Source organism: Vibrio vulnificus NBRC 15645 = ATCC 27562, from assembly GCF_002224265.1.
GTDB classification, from domain to species: Bacteria; Pseudomonadota; Gammaproteobacteria; order Enterobacterales; family Vibrionaceae; genus Vibrio; species Vibrio vulnificus.
This window is the reverse complement of sequence record NZ_CP012881.1, coordinates 2,717,629-2,735,242: the sequence shown is the minus strand read 5'-3', so window position 1 is coordinate 2,735,242 and position 17,614 is coordinate 2,717,629. Positions and strand designations below refer to the sequence as shown.

At 45.9% G+C, this 17,614-nt stretch carries 16 protein-coding genes; 4 read left to right on the top strand and 12 right to left on the bottom strand.

Translation table 11 applies throughout. The features are described 5' to 3' along the window. Window positions 1–304: 304 nt before the first annotated feature. Entirely contained in the window at window positions 305–703 is a 399-nt protein-coding gene (locus AOT11_RS12625) for a hypothetical protein (protein ID WP_017421904.1), read from the bottom strand. A 248-nt stretch (window positions 704–951) separates the two neighbouring features. Between AOT11_RS12625 and AOT11_RS12620 the strand changes: the two genes are divergently transcribed. Continuing rightward, on the top strand, window positions 952–1,620 hold the full coding sequence (locus AOT11_RS12620) for a DUF2982 domain-containing protein (RefSeq protein WP_017421905.1): 669 nt from the start codon (window positions 952–954) through the stop codon (window positions 1,618–1,620). A 73-nt stretch (window positions 1,621–1,693) separates the two neighbouring features. Here the strand turns inward: AOT11_RS12620 and AOT11_RS12615 are convergent, their stop codons facing one another. The 9 genes from AOT11_RS12615 to fadR all read right to left on the bottom strand — a co-directional run bounded on the left by AOT11_RS12615 (window position 1,694) and on the right by fadR (window position 11,412). Then, a complete protein-coding gene (locus AOT11_RS12615; RefSeq protein ID WP_026050641.1) occupies window positions 1,694–2,350 on the bottom strand; it encodes an MBL fold metallo-hydrolase in 657 nt (218 codons plus the stop codon). Window positions 2,351–2,419: 69 nt separating this feature from the next. Next, on the bottom strand, window positions 2,420–2,965 hold the full coding sequence (locus AOT11_RS12610) for a peptidoglycan L,D-endopeptidase MepK (protein WP_026050640.1): 546 nt from the start codon (window positions 2,963–2,965) through the stop codon (window positions 2,420–2,422). Window positions 2,966–3,128: 163 nt separating this feature from the next. Further along, entirely contained in the window at window positions 3,129–4,685 is a 1,557-nt protein-coding gene (locus AOT11_RS12605; RefSeq protein ID WP_038941635.1) for a L,D-transpeptidase family protein, read from the bottom strand. Window positions 4,686–4,767: 82 nt separating this feature from the next. After that, window positions 4,768–5,862, bottom strand: a complete 1,095-nt coding sequence (locus tag AOT11_RS12600) for a DUF1513 domain-containing protein (RefSeq protein WP_017421909.1) — start codon at window positions 5,860–5,862, stop codon at window positions 4,768–4,770. Continuing rightward, window positions 5,843–6,868: an imelysin family protein gene (locus AOT11_RS12595; protein WP_026050639.1), complete on the bottom strand. Its 1,026-nt coding sequence runs from the start codon at window positions 6,866–6,868 to the stop codon at window positions 5,843–5,845. The genes AOT11_RS12600 and AOT11_RS12595 overlap by 20 nt, the downstream gene beginning before the upstream one ends. Window positions 6,869–6,877: 9 nt before the next feature. Beyond that, window positions 6,878–8,257: a di-heme oxidoreductase family protein gene (locus AOT11_RS12590; RefSeq protein WP_017421911.1), complete on the bottom strand. Its 1,380-nt coding sequence runs from the start codon at window positions 8,255–8,257 to the stop codon at window positions 6,878–6,880. A 72-nt stretch (window positions 8,258–8,329) separates the two neighbouring features. Beyond that, the gene (locus AOT11_RS12585; protein ID WP_026050638.1) at window positions 8,330–9,592 is read right to left on the bottom strand and encodes an imelysin family protein; all 1,263 of its coding nucleotides are present in this window, start codon (window positions 9,590–9,592) and stop codon (window positions 8,330–8,332) included. A gap of 170 nt (window positions 9,593–9,762) precedes the next feature. Then, on the bottom strand, window positions 9,763–10,359 hold the full coding sequence (gene ribA, locus AOT11_RS12580; protein WP_011080106.1) for a GTP cyclohydrolase II: 597 nt from the start codon (window positions 10,357–10,359) through the stop codon (window positions 9,763–9,765). Between the two features lie 213 nt (window positions 10,360–10,572). Continuing rightward, window positions 10,573–11,412: a fatty acid metabolism transcriptional regulator FadR gene (gene fadR / locus AOT11_RS12575; protein ID WP_011080105.1), complete on the bottom strand. Its 840-nt coding sequence runs from the start codon at window positions 11,410–11,412 to the stop codon at window positions 10,573–10,575. 640 nt (window positions 11,413–12,052) lie between these two features. On the opposite strand from fadR, the gene nhaB reads away from it, so the two are divergent. Both nhaB and dsbB read left to right on the top strand, forming a co-directional pair. Then, on the top strand, window positions 12,053–13,642 hold the full coding sequence (gene nhaB, locus AOT11_RS12570; RefSeq protein ID WP_017421914.1) for a Na(+)/H(+) antiporter NhaB: 1,590 nt from the start codon (window positions 12,053–12,055) through the stop codon (window positions 13,640–13,642). Window positions 13,643–13,729: 87 nt separating this feature from the next. Further along, window positions 13,730–14,248 (top strand): disulfide bond formation protein DsbB, encoded by a 519-nt coding sequence (gene dsbB / locus AOT11_RS12565; RefSeq protein ID WP_017421915.1) that lies wholly within the window; start codon window positions 13,730–13,732, stop codon window positions 14,246–14,248. A gap of 79 nt (window positions 14,249–14,327) precedes the next feature. Here dsbB and AOT11_RS12560 read toward each other — a convergent pair whose 3' ends face one another. Further along, window positions 14,328–14,936 carry an SEC-C metal-binding domain-containing protein gene (locus AOT11_RS12560; protein WP_017421916.1) on the bottom strand — a complete coding sequence of 203 codons (609 nt, stop codon included), beginning with the start codon at window positions 14,934–14,936 and terminating at the stop codon, window positions 14,328–14,330. A 163-nt stretch (window positions 14,937–15,099) separates the two neighbouring features. Between AOT11_RS12560 and dusC the strand changes: the two genes are divergently transcribed. Next, entirely contained in the window at window positions 15,100–16,056 is a 957-nt protein-coding gene (gene dusC / locus AOT11_RS12555) for a tRNA dihydrouridine(16) synthase DusC (RefSeq protein WP_017421917.1), read from the top strand. On the opposite strand, the gene AOT11_RS12550 is transcribed toward dusC, so the two are convergent. After that, window positions 16,026–17,519: a GGDEF domain-containing protein gene (locus AOT11_RS12550; RefSeq protein WP_026050637.1), complete on the bottom strand. Its 1,494-nt coding sequence runs from the start codon at window positions 17,517–17,519 to the stop codon at window positions 16,026–16,028. The genes dusC and AOT11_RS12550 overlap by 31 nt on opposite strands. Window positions 17,520–17,614: the final 95 nt, after the last annotated feature.

The following is a 17,614-nucleotide window of genomic DNA, read 5'->3' as shown; positions in this document are numbered from 1 at the left end:
ATACGTATAAACACGTAGGATATTGACTAAAGCTCTGCTATGAGATTGTCTTTATTAGACTTCACTCTTCAATAACACATACCAGATAGAGAAGAACTACGTAGGTAGTATCATCAAAGATATTTAACAAGCTTTGTCTAAAATGTGATGAATTCGATACAAACATGTAGGCATCAGAAACCAAATGATGCTTCAAAATAAGGTCAGAGAAAGATGAAAGACAGAAAAAACCCCCAATCAGTGGGGGCTTCTTACTTGAGTATTCGTCACACTCGATGACAAACCGCCTAGGCGAATCAGCGCATTACGCCAACTTGTAGATCACCTTGTTACCTACAAGCTGCTCTTTCTGCACTAGGTTATCTTCAAGCAGTTTTTTCAGTGCGCCAGTCGCCCAAGATGCCGCTTTAGCATCTTCTTGACCTGCTGCAAGGCCGATGCTTTTCGGGTTAATGCCTTCTGCATTGGCGGCAACGATATCCAGCACTTGTTGCTGCTTAGGCGTCAGAGAAATCTCTGTGTTTACTGCAGATGAAGCAGCCACTTTGGTCGCAACGACTTTTTTCTCAGCCACTGACTTAGAGATAACGGTTTTTTCTGCAGCTGGCTTAACTGTATTTGATGCAGCAGCCAAATTCGCTACAGCTGCTTTAATGCGTTTTTGCAGTTTCATCTGCACTTTACGCTTATGAGCAAGTCTCATTAAATGTGTCTCCAGTTCACTGCTTATCAGCAGGGATGAAAATTTGAAGCGCGTTTTATACCAAAATTTCAGCTCGATTTGTAGGCTTAAGCAGTGAACAGTGGCGAAAAATGCGTTATGAGCGGAGAGAGACTATTCTTTAATCAATAAGATAATGAACTTAATTGGGTATCCAAACGTAAAATGTCGTTATAGTTCACATCATTCCGCCTCCGGCACTAACGGCTCAAAACGAGTTAAGGAACACAATGCAAACTCTCCAGTTGTCAAACCGCTATCAACTCGCCAGCTCGGTTTTTGTTAAAGGGCTGGTGGTGGTATTTGCGATTGTCGGCGGTTTGCTCTTGCTTCTGTCTCCAAGCTGGCCGCAAGCGCTGCTCTCTGTTGGCCTGCTCATCACCATTGCGCTGTTTGGTGTCTACCTGATACAACGCAGCACCGTCGCCTATACGCTCACGCCCACGCACTTCCAGCAACATCTCTTTCAAGGTGGTTGGGTTGTAAAATGGAAGAACATCGAAAAAATTGGCATTTGTACCTATGAATCGGAAGGCTGGCATCAGCCTTTGCCGTGGATTGGCATCAAACTGCTGCACTACTCACCCTATTTGATGGCGATCTGCCCTCGCGTTTCGACGGAAATTCTGCTCAGCCAACGCGCACTGCTTTACCTCGGCGCGCGACAACATCAGTGCGAAAGCCAATTTGAAGAGATGGTATTGGATCCCCAACCATATATTGATGAGCAAGGGATAGAGCACACGGGTTTACAGGCGATGCTGGCGAATCGCATGAAATATCAACGACGTTTTTTCGATTACGATATTTTTATTTCAGCGCAAGATTTGGATAGAGAAGCAGAAGAGTTTGTTGGCCTAGCAAGGCGCTACTTAGCGGCGGCGGAACCCGATCAATAAAGCCAACCAAAGAAACACGACGAGTTGTCTCCTTAGCTGGCTTACACGATAAAAACCGCTAGTACCGTAGCAGTTAGTACAGTGGCATTTCGTCAGCCACGAAAGGATTGGTTCGACGCTCGTGCCCAAACGTAGATTCCGGACCATGACCCGGAATAAAGGTGACGTCATTGCCCAGTGGCCACAGCTTATTTTTGATTGACGCGATCAGCGTATTGAAATCACCTTGAGGGAAATCCGTTCGGCCAATGCTGCCACTAAATAGCACATCCCCGACAAACGCACGACGCGCCTCTTCACTGTACAACACCACGTGACCCGGAGTATGCCCAGGAGTGTGAAGTACTTGCAGCACTTGATTGCCAAAACGTACTTCGTCACCATCATTGAGCCATTGGTTTGGTTCAAACGCCTCTGTCAACGGAAAGCCAAACATTTGACTTTGCCCTTCCAGACCTTGTAGCCAAAAGTTGTCTGCTTTATGAGGGCCAACAATCTCGATACCATCAAGCATTTCAGCCAGACGCTCGGTTCCGCCAACGTGATCCAAATGACCATGGGTTAATACCAAATTGACCACTTCCACACCCAATTCTTTGATGATCACGGCAAGTTGCTTTTCATCGCCACCTGGGTCGATGACGATACCTTTCATGGTGTCATCGCACCAAACAATCGAACAGTTTTGTGCAAATGGAGTAACGGGAACAATCTGATATTTAAGTGCCATAGCAACCTCGGTCAATTTCGAACTGGGCGAAACTATGACACCGGAAGCGTCGAAAAACAAGGTGACCCATCACCAAGAGCGAACCGGACCCGTGTCGATATGGACAAAATTACTGCCCGGATAGTACCCGACCCCACCGGCTTCGAGACTCAAAGCGGCATCGCGCACCGTTGAAAGCTTCACGCCATCAAGGCGAAAGTCGATGGCTCGTCCAAGCATATGATAGCTTTTCTTCGCCACACCAGAGGATTTAGCGCGCAACGCGGCGTTGGTTTGTGGCGATCGGTAACCTGAAATGATTTGGACTTCGTTTTCTGTACCGATCAGTTTTTGAATTTGAGTCAGGCGATCAAACAAACGGCGATCCATTGGGTGCACTTCGTTTTGGCGAAAATCTCGGCAAATCTTGTCAATACGCGCCAACTCTTCAATCAGATAAGTCGAACCGTCAAAATAGCAAGTTTCAAGTAACTCACCTGTGTGTAGATTGTTGAACGCAAGAGTACGAGGCTGATCAGGATACGACGCCATGGCAAGTTTAGGCATGGCTGACGCCAGCAATAACCCCCCACCGGTCATACGTAAAAATTGTCGTCGAGAATATTGATCAGACATGAATAAAGTCACCACTAAAAATTACTTCAGCAGCGAACCTTATCGGAAGGTATTTTTCACGTCAAATGCATAAAACGCGCCCAAATAGGGCAAACTTCGGTAAAAGAGTGATTAGTTATTGAGTAAACACTCTTTTTTTCTTATGTAAATTTTTGTTCAATTTTCAGCCTTTGTGATCATCCACGAGATCGTACTGATAGATATCATCGCGGTAGTTCAGCTCTTCCCCTTCAAACCACACTGTCTGATAGATGATATGCACCGGAATCCGACGCCTGAGGGGGATCATAGTGTTGGCCTCTTGCCGAGTGGCTAAATTAGAGAGCTCCTCCTCCAACCCTTGGGTTTTCAGCAATTGCAGCGCAAACTGATCGGCATTTTGAACCCGCACACACCCAGAGCTGAACGCTCGGCTGTCTTCTTGGAACAAACTTTTTGACGGAGTGTCGTGCAAAAAGATCGCACGCTTGTTGGGAATATTGAATTTGTACAGCCCTAGCGCGTTTTTATCTCCGGCCAGTTGACGCATTTTGTATGGGAAAGATTTGAGTGACACCTTTGTCCAATCAATGGTTTGTGGATTCACCGCGGTTTGCGAGTCCCACCCTTCAATAATTTCAATATTTTGTTTGGTTAAGAAGCTTTGGTCATATTTCACTTTCGGCAAAATATCTTTGACCATAATGGTTTTTGGCACGTTCCATACGGGATTCAGCACCACCCCATCCATCTTGCCCACCATAATCGGCGTTTTTCGGCTCTTTCTGCCAACCACCACTTTGGATTCAAAGATCTCCTCGCCCTTATACCAAAACTTCATCTCATAGCCTGGCACATTGACCAAAACCAGCAGATCTCGTTCTTCTGGCCAAAGTCTCGAACGCTCAGAGTTTAACGCCATCGAGTGCAGCCGCTGAGCGGGAGTCATGTTAAGCCATTTTAAGGTAATAGGCCCGACAACACCGTCTTGCGTCAGCCCATGCATTTTTTGAAATTGTTTCACCGCCAGTTCAAGCTGCGTGTCGTAGTATTTGATATCCCGCTTCAAATGGCTGGTTTCAAGACCCACCACTTCTAAACGTTTGATCAAATTGGCTCTATCGGGCAGTTTATCCCCCAGCTTCAATAAACCCACCTGATGAAAAAGCGGCACGGCGTGATCTCGCGCCTTTAGTAAACGACTATAACGATTGGCAAACTGCTGATGGCGCTGTAACGGCGAACGCAATGAGCGAACAAACGTTGCCAAATACCCAGCCTGAATATCTGCAGATAAACGATTCATTGATGAATAGGACGGCGCGGGCAAACTTTGGCTTAACGGCTGCGTAAAGAGCCACTCTTTGCCATGTTGGGGAAGTTTTTCCAAATAGCTGATGTAGGAAAGCAACAGGTCGGTGGCAACAATGTCATACTCAAACCACTTTTGCTCGTTTTTATAGCGTCTCAGTTTACTAATTTGGTGGTCAAAATAGGGGCTAACAGATGCGGTTTTGATCAGTTCTAGTTGGAACTCAAGTTGCGAGGTCGCTTCATTGTCAGACCAAATGAGTCGATGATGATTGCCTTGATACAAGCGCTCAACATACTCAGGAAACTGAACATAGGCAAACACGGCAGAGTTTCCATCCAACCACTGCTTCTCTTCCAATCCACTCAGTGACCAAGAAGGACTAGAGAAGAAAATGCCTATCATAAGTAACACTCGTTGCCACCGCATCTCTGCTCCTTGAGAACTCAATCCACTCAGTAAGTATGGCAAATTTCCCAAAGAACAGAGGTGTGATTTTAAGCGAAGTCACTCACAATAATTTTGACCAGTGATTATCCCATTGAATATTCGATTGAATCTCAGCACTGCCCATCTGGACCGATGTGGTGATCACTTTTCCAGCCCCAGAGTTCACGCGAAACTGATCTTGGTAAACCACCACGCCTGAGGCATCAGGCAGTGCGGCTAACTCCACCAATTCTCCAGTGGCTTTAGACCAGATACCATAGCAGTTGCCCGGCGGTGAGGTGGCCAAAATCCAATCGGATGTTGCCGCAATGCTGGCGATGTAATGATTAAAACGAGCCCACTGCTCTGGTTCAGCACGCAATGGAATCATCTCTCCTCCACGAGTGTGCATCGCCAACAGCGATGGATACTCATCCGGCTCACCTCGATACTGCTGACCACATAACACCGTTTCCGCACCATCGTGAGCGAGATGCCGAATGCTTAACTTAGGATCCGATAAAGCAACTTGCTCCAACAGTTTCCCTTGTTGTGAGAGGTAACTTAACGATGGCCGCATGGTGTCCAAATTTAATGGCGCGCGACCAAGGGTATGAACGCCGCCAACACCAATTGCCAATACACCATCAGGCATCATGATCACTTCATGAGGGCCAATGCCAAATCCGCTGAGCTCCGCGACTTTTTTATAACGGTCGCCAACATCGTACACACCGATAATACCTCGGCTTGTACTGCGCTCTCCCTCGGTGGCAAAGAGGTAATCCCCTGCATGGGAGTAGACGCCGTGGCCATAAAAATGCCTTTCGGGATGAGCACTTTGCAGATGGATGGTTTCTCCCGAGTGATAGTCAAACACCATGAAGAAACTACCCGGACGACGTGCAAATACCGTCGCATGACCATGTGCATTGGTGGCGACACCATGGCCACGTTCAGGAAGCGGCAACTGCTGTAGTGGTCGGCCATATTGATCAGCCACTACCGCTGTATATTGGTGACGTCCACGAATCGCGCATCCCACCAATGCGGGTTCAGCTTGTCTCGCATCTTTACTGGTTGATGCACAGCCAAAAGGCAGGAGCGGCGCACTCACACCAAACAGTGCAGCTTTTAATAAGGTTCGTCGTTGCTCGTTAGTCACCATCGGTTGCATTGAATCCTATGACGACACCTAACTCGACCGCCACTTCGTCGTGGATGAGGTACTTTAACTGTTCCAATTTACGTAACTGAGTCAACGCCATTCGATAGCCTTCTTTGTCTTGCAACGCTGCAAATAAGCTCGTTTGCTCAGGCCAAGTCGCTAGAGTCACATCAAACTGATTCACCACTCGATCTGCCAACTCTACTTTATCCATTCCCCTCAATGTAGCGTCTAGCCCCTCTCCGTTGGCCAAATACAGCGCTTTCAGTGCTTCCACGTTCGCTTTTAGATTGGAAAGCGAGGTTTGAGAGCGCCATGATTCTGAAAAATAAGGGCGAGGTTGACCAATATTGGCTAACGGACGGCTCAGCTTTTTCATCGCATATTCCAATTGGTTTGACAGCAGTGAAATGTACTCTGAGTGCCACTCTTGTTCATTGAGTGATGCCCAAGGATTACTTGACCAGGCATCCGAAATACGTTGCGTGTTTTGATTGAGATGACGGCTAATCGCGACCCCAGTTTGGCAAGTTTGAGCATTTCGGCTGAGATCTGAACTTTCATCATAAAGTAGCCATTCAATCGCACCCAGCCCTTGAACCGTCACGCTTTGTGCCGCGATGTCATCTACTTTCCATGTTTTGTTCTGCTGAATCAATGCGGACATTTTGCGTCCGGTGGTGTTCTTTTTATCTGGCCAAAATTGTACGTTCCAGCTTTGCTCAAGCGCCGCTGCAGGTCCGCGCTCTTGACCTTGCAACGCCATCCAGCTCAACATACTGCGGTGCCACTGTTTCTTGACGATGTCCATGCCCGCCTCTGGCGACTGGCAGTAATGCACAAACGCGCTAACAAGTTCTGTGGTCTCTTGAGCCAAAGTGGCTGCTGCCGCTCGTTCGATATGGAAAACCGCGTCGCTACGATGTTGTGAAACCTTGAGCGAGTCTGCTGTTGATTGGCAACCGACAAAGAGCAGCGCCGCGCTCATTGCAAGTGAAATTTGTATGATCTTCATTGCCACTCCCTATAGTGAATTGAGGAAAGCGATCAACGCATTGCGCTCTTTTGCTGACATCTTCAACACCTTTTGCTTGGCCGCTTCAGCTTCACCACCATGCCAAAGCACCGCTTCCATCAGATTTCGTGCTCTTCCATCGTGTAAAAAATAAGTGTGATCATTCACTTCTTGCGTATAACCAATGCCCCACAACGGTGGCGTTCGCCACTCTTGACCATTGGCTAGGTATTCTGGTCGATTGTCCGCCAAACCTGGTCCCATATCGTGCAACAATAAATCAGTATAGGGATGAATGGTTTGTTCTGACAATGCAGGTAATGCCTCACGTTTGGCTGTTTTCACCGTCTGCTTATGGCAACTCTCACAACCAGATTGTACGAACAGCGTCTCGCCGAATTTCACTTGCGGATCATTCACGTTGCGACGAATCGGCACCGCTAAATGCTGAGAATAGAACTCAACAAAATCCAAAATGTTGTCACTCACCTCAGGCGAGCCACCATTGGGCAACTTACGACAAAGATCTTGTCTATCGGTGCAGTTTTCTTGTGGGAAGAGATGACTGGTTAAGCCAAGATCGCCATTAAACGCCGCCGCGTTTTGTTGCATTAAGGTGGGTTGACCCGCTTTCCAACCAAAACGACCAATTGCGAGGGATTGAGTTTGCACATCCCACACTTTATTGAGTTTTCCTGAGATGCCGTCTTGATTGCGGTCGTCTTCATCAGCCCACTGCAACAGGGTTTCTTCGGCTATCGATTCAAGCAGACCAAGACCGATCATCGGAGGTGCGACACGAGCAGAAAGCAAGGTTTGTGGATGCATCTCTCCATTAGCCAGATCACGGATCTCAACCGCAGGCTTACGCAACACCACCGTCGTCCCATCGCTGAATGTGACAGGTACATCGCTGTAACGGATGCTGATTTGCCCTTCCGGTTTTTGGTCTTGAAGAGCAAAATCTTGCAACTGACCACCATAAGTGGGTTCAGGAATAACACCACTGGTGATCACCGCTTTTTTCTGCTCCGCCGTGAGTGCTGGAATACTCAAGCGCACCAGCATTGATACGGCATGACTATCCCCTTTTTCAGGAGGATGCCCTCGGCCATCTTTAATGTGGCAGTTTTGACAACCATTCGTGTTAAACAGTGGACCAAGGCCATCACGCGCATCCGTTGATGCCGGCGCAGAGACCCAAGGGTTACGAAAAAAACTGTTGCCTACACTAAAGTCCAATCTTTTGCTCATTGGAAGATTGGCTGCAGGTAGTGAAAACGCATTTGGCCCCTCTTTCTTAACGCTGGTGTCACCACCAGATTTAAGATCGTTGGCAAATGCGGTTGAAGAGAGCACGATGAGAGTGCTGAGCAAGTACGGCTTCATTGAATTGCTTCCTACTAAACTGCATAAACAGCAAAAGGGCTCTAATGAGCCCTCTAAATATGATAATAATTATTAGAATTCGTGATCCGCAGTGTCTGGATTCAGACTGTCGATACCAACAATCTTCGCTGCACGTTCGATCGCTGAGGTTTGCGCCACCAATGACATGATGGTTTCGTTCACTAGCGCATTGCCTTGCGCATTGCCCGCTGCGATCAGTTGGTCAAAATGTTGATTTTGCTTTTCCGCTGATGTGACTAACTTGCCTACTTGCGCACGAGTGGTATCAAACTGTGCTTGGATCTCTTTGGCTGCATTTTTATCTTGTTGCGCCACCAAATCATGTAGGCTCGGCCCTGTAAGCAGTGAGCCATCAACACGTTTGTAGATACCGGTATAAACGTTGTAGATACCTTGCTCGTTGTAGTAGTGTGAGTTATGAGTGTTGTCCGAGAAACAATCGTGCTCATCCTCTGTCGAGTTCGCTTCTAGTGCCACTTTCATACGCTCACCGGCCAATTCACCAAGCGAAAGCGAGCCCATACCAAACAGCATTTTACGCAAACCATTTTCAGCCGACTGTGCAAGCAACTCTTGACGGTAGTTACCTTTCTCTTGCGCCGACCATTGTTTTTCCATCCACTCAAGATCCGTTACGAGGAGCTGAGCCGCCGCTTTTAGATAGGCACCACGGCGGTCACAGTGATCATTAGTGCATTGCGAACCCACAACAAAATCCGTGTAAGCGCGTTGGCCAGCACCGGCATTTGTACCGTTAAGGTCTTGACCCCAAAGTAAAAACTCAATGGCGTGATAGCCAGAAGCCACGTTAGCTTCAGAGCCACCGACTTCGTTGAGCTCTGCGATCAACTCAGGTGTAATAACGGAAACATCCAGTTGCGACGCGCCGATTTTCAGTGTTGTGTTCGCAACGATATTGGCTTTCGCCCCTTCGTTACCCAGCTCATATTGGTAGTCGGTTGAAACATAATCGATCAAACCTTCGTCTAATGGCCAAGCATTCAACTGCCCTTCCCAATCATCCACAACGGCATTACCGAAACGGAACACTTCAGATTGTTGATAAGGCACTCGAGCATCTAGCCACGCCTGCTTAACCTCTTCTAACTTTGCCGCTGAAGGCGCAGACAAAAACTGTTCAACTTTCTTTTCAAGTTGCTGTGCGGTTGTCAATGAATCCGCAAAAACAGCGTGGGCAACGTCAGCATAATGCTCGACAACTTGCTGATTGGTAACATTCGCGGCAAGCAGTTGACCACTGGCAAACAGTGTTGTCACTGCTAAAGATTGGACTAATAGAGTTTTTGCATTCATCTGAAGCATCCTTGTTGAGCATTTCTTACTTGTTATTCGTAGTGCTAATTATTCTTATTTGCACCTTTAGTCGCCAGATAATACAAAGTTACATTTTTTTTGCAAGTGACAAACAAAAAAAGCTCCACAACTGTGGAGCTTTTTATCAATTATTGCTAAGCAACTTCGCATTACACTTTTAAATGGTGCTTACCATGAGAGACTTTCGCCTTTAAGTAGCTTTCATTGCCTTCTTTGATGTGAGCAGAGGTATTGACCACTTCAACAATCTCTATTCCGTACTCACTTAGTTCGCGAATCTTCTTAGGGTTGTTGGTCACTAATCGAATCTGTTTGATGCCCAGCGCCTCAAGCATTTGTGCCGCTTCCGTAAAGTCACGAAGATCGTCATCAAAGCCAAGATGGTTATTGGCCTCATAAGTATTCATCCCTTCGCTTTGCAAACGGTAAGCATCGATTTTGTTGTAAAGGCCGATTCCGCGACCTTCTTGGCGAAGATAAAGAATAATACCGCCAGACTCACCCATACGATTGATTGTCTCTTCCAACTGCTCGCCACAGTCACAGCGAGACGAATGGAACACATCCCCAGTGAGGCATTCAGAATGCATTCGGACTAGGGGGACTTCTTGAGTCACGTCTGCCGATTTAAAGATGACTGCCACATGCTCTTTGTCGGTCTTCAAACCACGAAATGAAAGAATTTCCGCATCAATATTACTTTTTGCACCGACTTTAAAATCGACTCTGGCTCGAACTTCCGCCATATCTCTACTCACTTGATTGGTTACGTCTAATCTAACGACTCTTTTGTACATGATGTTTTCTCATCTGTATTGCAACTATGGGGGTTGATACTCCAATTTTCAATCATCGGATCACAAATGAGTTTTGTTATATTATAACAACAATGCTTGAGTGCAACAGTCAGGTATAAAAAAACCGCCAGGCTGGCGGTTTTCGATTAACAACGTCAATACTTAACAGTCGTCTTCTGTGAAATTCGTTGGAAGCTGCTTTTTCATCTCGTTCCAAATCATCGCACTCTCAATACCGTATTGACGAATCAACGCTGGTAACTGTTCACGCTGTCCTGACTCACACGTCAACAGCAGTTGGCGATAAAACTTGAGGGCCAATTCACGAGACGCTGGATTAGAGAAGTAAAAACTACCGACACGATCATAGAGCTTCTTCAAACCATTAAAAATCAAACCATAAATTTGATTTCCTGAATGGAAGGCCAAACGCTGGAACAGCATGTAGTCGTAGAAGTTGAAGGTCTTCGCAATCAAGATTTCTTGGCGTTTCGCTTCATCTTTCTCATTGTCTTCTTTTACATTTTGCTGAATTTTGTCGGCATAAGGAGACGATGACAAAAATGCATCCCAAGATTCAGCGGCAACCAATTGCTCACATGAATCAATAACGGTTTTGATCGTACGCTCAGAGTTTTCTTTATTCACTTTAAAAGCATAACGCATGAATATCGGACTGATGTTTGTACGTGCTGCAAGCAAATCTTCCACAATATTTGTTGCGTTATCAACGTCTAGCGTCATGAGTGTATCGAGGATATGCAAACCCGAGGTTTCCATAAACTGGTTCACTTTGGTTGGCTTACCATGTTGGATCGTCAACCAACCATCACGAGCAAGTCTTTGTAAAACCTCACGTAGTGTGGTGCGCGTAACACCAATCAGTTCAGACAGCTCACGCTCAGCAGGTAAAATGGAACCTGGAGGGAAACGCCCATTCCAGATGCTTTCGATAATGTATTTCTCTGCAAATCCCGCAGGGCTCTTTGCCTTAATGACCATTATATTTGTTATTCCAATATTTGTTTTGGGTCGAATGGCACTCATCATACCACTACTTCTTCATTTGCGGAAAATTTACTATCACGAAATGCAACCAAATTGCAATATAGAGTAAACACTCTAAGTTAAATTGGATAAAAAATGCCTTTTCCGAATCTGCAAGTCGTCAAAAAATACATTTTATGGCCGCAAGGCCATGCACAAAGCCAGAATAAATAAAGGGTACTGGGTCACATTTTTAAATTCATAAATTGCAAATTAAAATTGAGTTAATCGGTTAATACTCCTTCTTAATTTAACTTTTTTATGCTTTGAACGTAAATTATGATGATAAGCGAACTTTTGCATAGTTTACATGATATACTTGTGCTACTTCGATCGCGTTTTGCGAAATTAAGTCAGCAAATGAAGACAGGATTGGGATTTCCTGTTGACTAAATGTTACTTGAGAGTAGAGTTGCGGGCGAAAATAAGAGCGGTGCTTAAGTTCAAGGGAAGTAACTTGGCAAGACTACATTTTAACAAGGATTGTTGTTTTTCTAAGTTATTGTTTATAAAGATAGATATTTCTTCTTTAAAGCATAGGCTTAAGCACTATGTTGTAGTGTCTATTCATATATAAGTTAATAAGAGAATTATCATGCCGATGTCGCTCGGAAACGCTTTTATTAAGAATTTTCTTGGTAAAGCGCCTGATTGGTATAAAGTTGCCATCATTTCTTTTTTAATCATTAACCCGATTGTTTTCTTCTTCGTTGACCCATTTGTAGCAGGCTGGCTACTCGTCGTGGAATTTATTTTCACGTTGGCAATGGCGCTCAAATGTTATCCTCTTCAACCTGGTGGTTTATTAGCCATTGAAGCCATCGCGATTGGCATGACTAGCCCTGAACAGGTTAAGCATGAGCTCGTCGCCAATATCGAAGTGTTGTTGTTACTGGTCTTTATGGTCGCTGGCATCTACTTCATGAAGCAGTTGCTACTCTTCATTTTCACCAAGATATTGCTTGGCATTCGCTCTAAAGCGATTTTGTCCTTAGCGTTTTGTTTTGCCGCGGCCTTTCTTTCCGCTTTCTTAGACGCACTGACTGTTATCGCCGTTGTTATCAGCGTTGCTGTGGGTTTCTATTCGATCTACCACAAAGTGGCATCGGGTAAGGGCGTCAGTTCCGATCACGACCATACGCAAGATGATCATCTTGCCGAGCTGACTCGTGACGACTTAGAAAACTACCGCGCATTTTTGCGCTCTCTGCTCATGCATGCAGGTGTTGGTACTGCGCTCGGTGGCGTGACGACCATGGTAGGTGAACCTCAAAACTTGATCATTGCAGACCAAGCAAGTTGGCTGTTTGGTGAGTTTTTGATTCGCATGGCTCCAGTTACGCTTCCTGTTTTCATCTGTGGTTTGCTCACCTGTTTTGCGGTCGAAAAACTTAAGGTGTTTGGCTACGGCGCTGAACTACCAGATAACGTTCGTCATATCCTTGTCGAATTCGACAAAGAAGAGCGCAAAGCACGTACCAACCAAGATGTGGCCAAACTTTGGATTCAAGGTCTTATCGCCGTATGGCTTATTGTCGGCCTTGCACTGCACTTGGCCGCGGTAGGTTTGATTGGTTTGTCCGTCATCATCCTAGCCACTGCCTTCACTGGTGTGATTGAAGAACACTCACTAGGTAAAGCGTTTGAAGAAGCACTGCCATTTACGGCACTTCTTGCGGTTTTCTTCTCTATTGTGGCGGTAATCATCGACCAAGAGTTGTTTAAGCCTGTTATCGATGCGGTTCTCGCGGTGGAAGACAAGGGCACGCAGTTGGCGATGTTCTACGTGGCAAACGGTTTGCTTTCGATGGTGTCTGACAACGTGTTCGTCGGTACGGTTTACATCAACGAAGTCAAAACTGCGCTAGTAGAAGGCATAATTACACGTGACCAGTTTGATTTACTGGCCGTGGCGATCAACACAGGAACTAACTTGCCATCAGTAGCAACACCGAACGGTCAAGCGGCGTTCCTATTTTTGTTGACTTCAGCACTCGCACCATTGATTCGTCTGTCTTACGGCAAAATGGTTGTCATGGCTCTGCCATACACGATTGTACTGGCTCTGGTTGGCTTGTTCGGCATCGTGTTCTTACTTGAACCTATGACAACTTGGTTTTACGACGCAGGTTGGATTGCTCATCATGTGGGTGAAGCAACTCAAGCAATTTCCGGCGGACATTAAATTTTTAGTTTGCTAAAGAAACTTATCCGAGATAAAAAGCTCTGAGTATTCAGAGCTTTTTTATTGAACATACAAAGGATTTTAGAAGTGAATTTATTTGCATCACTCAATCAGTTTTCAAAAAACAGAATCTCATGGCTGCTATTGCTACTCTTCGTGGTCTTTTTTGAAGGAGCGGCGCTGTTCTTTCAGCATGTGATGATGCTGTCACCCTGTGTGATGTGTATTTATGAGCGCGTGGCGATGCTTGGCGTAGGTGGCGCTGCACTCTTTGGCCTGATTGCCCCCAATAACCCACTTGTTCGTTGGTTAGGTTTGGCAGCTTGGGGAGCTAGTGCTTACAAAGGGTTGGCGTTGTCATTACAACACGTTGATTACCAGTTTAATCCGTCGCCTTTTGCTACTTGTGATCTGTTTGTCACCTTCCCAGATTGGGCTCCATTGAATCAATGGGTGCCTTGGATGTTTGAAGCCTATGGCGACTGTAGCAAAATCGTCTGGCAGTTCATGACGCTTTCGATGCCACAATGGTTGGTGATTATCTTTGCTGGTAACCTAGTAGCGCTCGCGTTTATCGTTATTGCTCAGTTTTTCAAATCAAAATAGTCCCAACGAAAACTTGGAACTGCAGGTAAAAAAACAGCCGACTCATTCAGAGTCGGCTGTTTTGTTTGTCGCGCTTTGATTATTGGCCACAACACAGTTTGAATTTTTTGCCACTTTGACAAGGACAAAGGTCGTTTCGCCCTACTCCTTTGAAAGGATTCAAACTTTGTGATTTATTGCCAACCATCAGCTCATCGGCGGCAAGCGCCACTTCGTTAATCATCAGATCCATTTGGTCAATGAAATCGCTCAAAGCGGGTGGCGCTTCAATTCCGGCAGCACGCATTTGCTGTTGAGTGCTCTCTTCATCAATGGCCAACATAAAGCTGGTAAAGAGCGCCTGCATCATGCGTTGAGTACCGTCATTAACGGTGGCTGATTGCCATTGCTCTTCAACTCTTGGCCACAAAGACATAAAACCTTCGGCAAAGTCAGCCAAGTTATCTCTTTCATTGCCCACCAGTTCGAGCAATGAATATTCATTGCGCAAAATCCGATTATGCTGCTTATGAATTTGCTCCGTCACCGCCGCGCGAAGCTCGACAGACACATCCCCGAGCAACTCGGTTAGCCAAGTATCAGGATCGGTCGGCTGAATCGTCAGGTTGGCTGCCAGTACGGCACCTTCAATAAACCACGCTGTAGCTTGGCATGATGAATCGTTTAATTCGATTAATTGATATTGCATCGTTAATAGGCTTCTTTTTCAATTTCGACGGATTATATACCCATGCCTAGTAAAATTGACCATTTAATCTCGATTTCCGCTCGATTACCCTAACCTGTATCGTGACAAGGCTAAGGTGAGTCGCTACAATCGCGCCTCGTTTTTAAAGAGGCAGTAATAGACCATGCGAGTAATATTGGGACCGATGGAAGGTGTGCTCGACCACCTGATGCGAGAGATGCTTACCGAAATCAATGACTACGATTTTTGTGTCACTGAGTTTGTTCGCGTTGTCAGCCAACCCCTCCCAGATCATGTGTTTTATCGCCTCTGCCCAGAACTGAAACAAGGGTCAAAAACAAAAAATGGTGTTCCTGTCAAAGTGCAGCTGTTAGGCCAAGATCCCCACTGGATGGCCGAAAATGCTATCCGCGCCGCGGAGCTCGGGGCGCATGGTATCGATCTGAACTTCGGTTGTCCGGCAAAAATGGTCAACCAGAGCAAAGGGGGCGCAGCGCTACTGCAACACCCAGAACTGATCTATCAAGTGGTCAACGCGTGTCGTGATGCAGTGCCCTCGCACATTCCAGTTTCTGCCAAAATTCGTCTGGGCTGGGAAAACCCGGAAGATTGTTTCGAGATTGTCGATGCGGTAGAGCAAGGCAAAGCGGATGAACTAACCGTCCATGCAAGAACCAAAGCTGGCGGCTATAAAGCGAGTGAAATCAAATGGGATTACATTGACCAAATCCGCCAACGTTCCACTATTCCTCTGATTGCCAATGGCGAAATCTGGAACTATGCCGATGGTCAGGCCTGCATTGAAACCACTGGCATCGATTCTTTGATGGTGTGCCGTGGCGCATTAAACGTACCTAACTTGGGCAACATCGTTAAGCACAATCACCGTGCGATGCCGTGGCACGAAGTGGTGGATTTATTGCTCAAATACACCCAATACGAAGTGCGTGGCGACAAAGGGAAATATTACCCAAATCGTATCAAGCAGTGGTTTGCTTATTTGCGCCAAGCGTACCCACAAGCGGCTGACCTGTTCCGCGATATTCGCACCTTGACGCAAGTGGAAGCCATAGTGGCTCACTTGCACCACTATCGTGAACAGCTCGAGGTGGCACAGTAAACAATTTTGTCTTTGCCACTGGTTTTCGCTTGGTAGAGACTATCATCGGCAGCTTTGAACAACGCATCAAAGCTGTCACCTGCACCCATTTCACGTATCACCACGCCTGCTGAAATCGTAAAACCGTGCCTCACCACTTGAGGTGACCGTTCATTGACGGCCTCACGAACTCTTGCTAGCACTTTCTCCATGCCATCGCATTCATCGCCATAAAGGGTAATGACAAATTCTTCACCACCAAATCGAGATGCCACATCGCATTGGCGGATATTATCGCGAATACAACTGGCCACTAATTTGATCGCTTCATCACCCACATCATGACCATAGGTATCATTAATCGCCTTAAAATCATCAATATCAAACACCGCAAGCGCTATCTTCTTCTTGGAAATTTTGTTTCGCCAAACCGCCTGCATCCCACGGCGATTGAGTAGTCCTGTCATTGGGTCTCTGGTAGCAAGTTCTTTGAAATATTGACGTTCAGTGCGCGTGTTAACTAAAAACAAAGTAAAAGTAGAAAGTAAGTAAATGAACACCGCCGCAATCACACTATAACGTTCATAACTAACAAAATTTTGAAGTTCTTTCTTCCAAGAAAACCCATAATACAGCGCATGCGTGTCATCCAAGGTGGGCAACTCTACATTAGTGACAAGTAGCGCATTGTCGGGCAAAGCGAAGTTCAGATTGGCAAGATGTATCTGCCCCCCCAGCTGTTTTTTGTTTTGCAAGAGAACATGACTGTCAAGCGTCATCATTAGCATGCCCTGGTGCTCGCTATGCTCAAAAACGGGGATGGACAATGAGTAACGGCTTTCATTTTGAACACGTCCCAAATTGAGATCATATCCTGGCCCAGTAAAGGTGACTTTCCCTGGCGAGTTTGCCGTCTTCTGCCAAAATGGTCTCGCTTTGAGCGTGTCTAATAGCTCCAATGAAAATGAAGCGGCGTAACTGTCTGGTGACGTAATGGCATAGCCATGTTTATCAAGATACAAAATGCCCACCATAAAGGGCTCAATGTCATGTAGAAATGAAAGCGACGGAGCAAAACCTGATTTGTTACTGACTCTCACATTCAGCCCGCTATTTACTTCACATAACTCAGTCACACCAACCAACATGTAATTAATATCAACCTCGGGTTGGTCAGGCACTTTTCCCTCAGCGCGCAATAGAGGGTCTATCGGCCAGATAGAACAAAGTCCATTCTCAATTTTGGCATTGTGATTACTGAGAATCGAGTAGCCATCATCGGTGTAGCTGCTAAAGCTGTATTCGAGCGCCGTCAGTATTTTAATGCTACGCGTTAATGTTGTATTGATACGGTCATATTCTTCAGCAATGTTGCGGTTTACCGAATCGTAGTAATTCTTCACAGTGATAAACATTACTGTGAAGAAAATTAACGCAGGGAAAAGAACCACAAAGCGTCGGCTAAATTGTCTTTTTTTTCTCATTCGATAACCAAGGGTGCTGAGAAACAAAACCCTTTGACTGCATTGCATGTCAAAGGGTTTGATGTCTTTTGTTTGAGAACAGTTTAAATATTAAT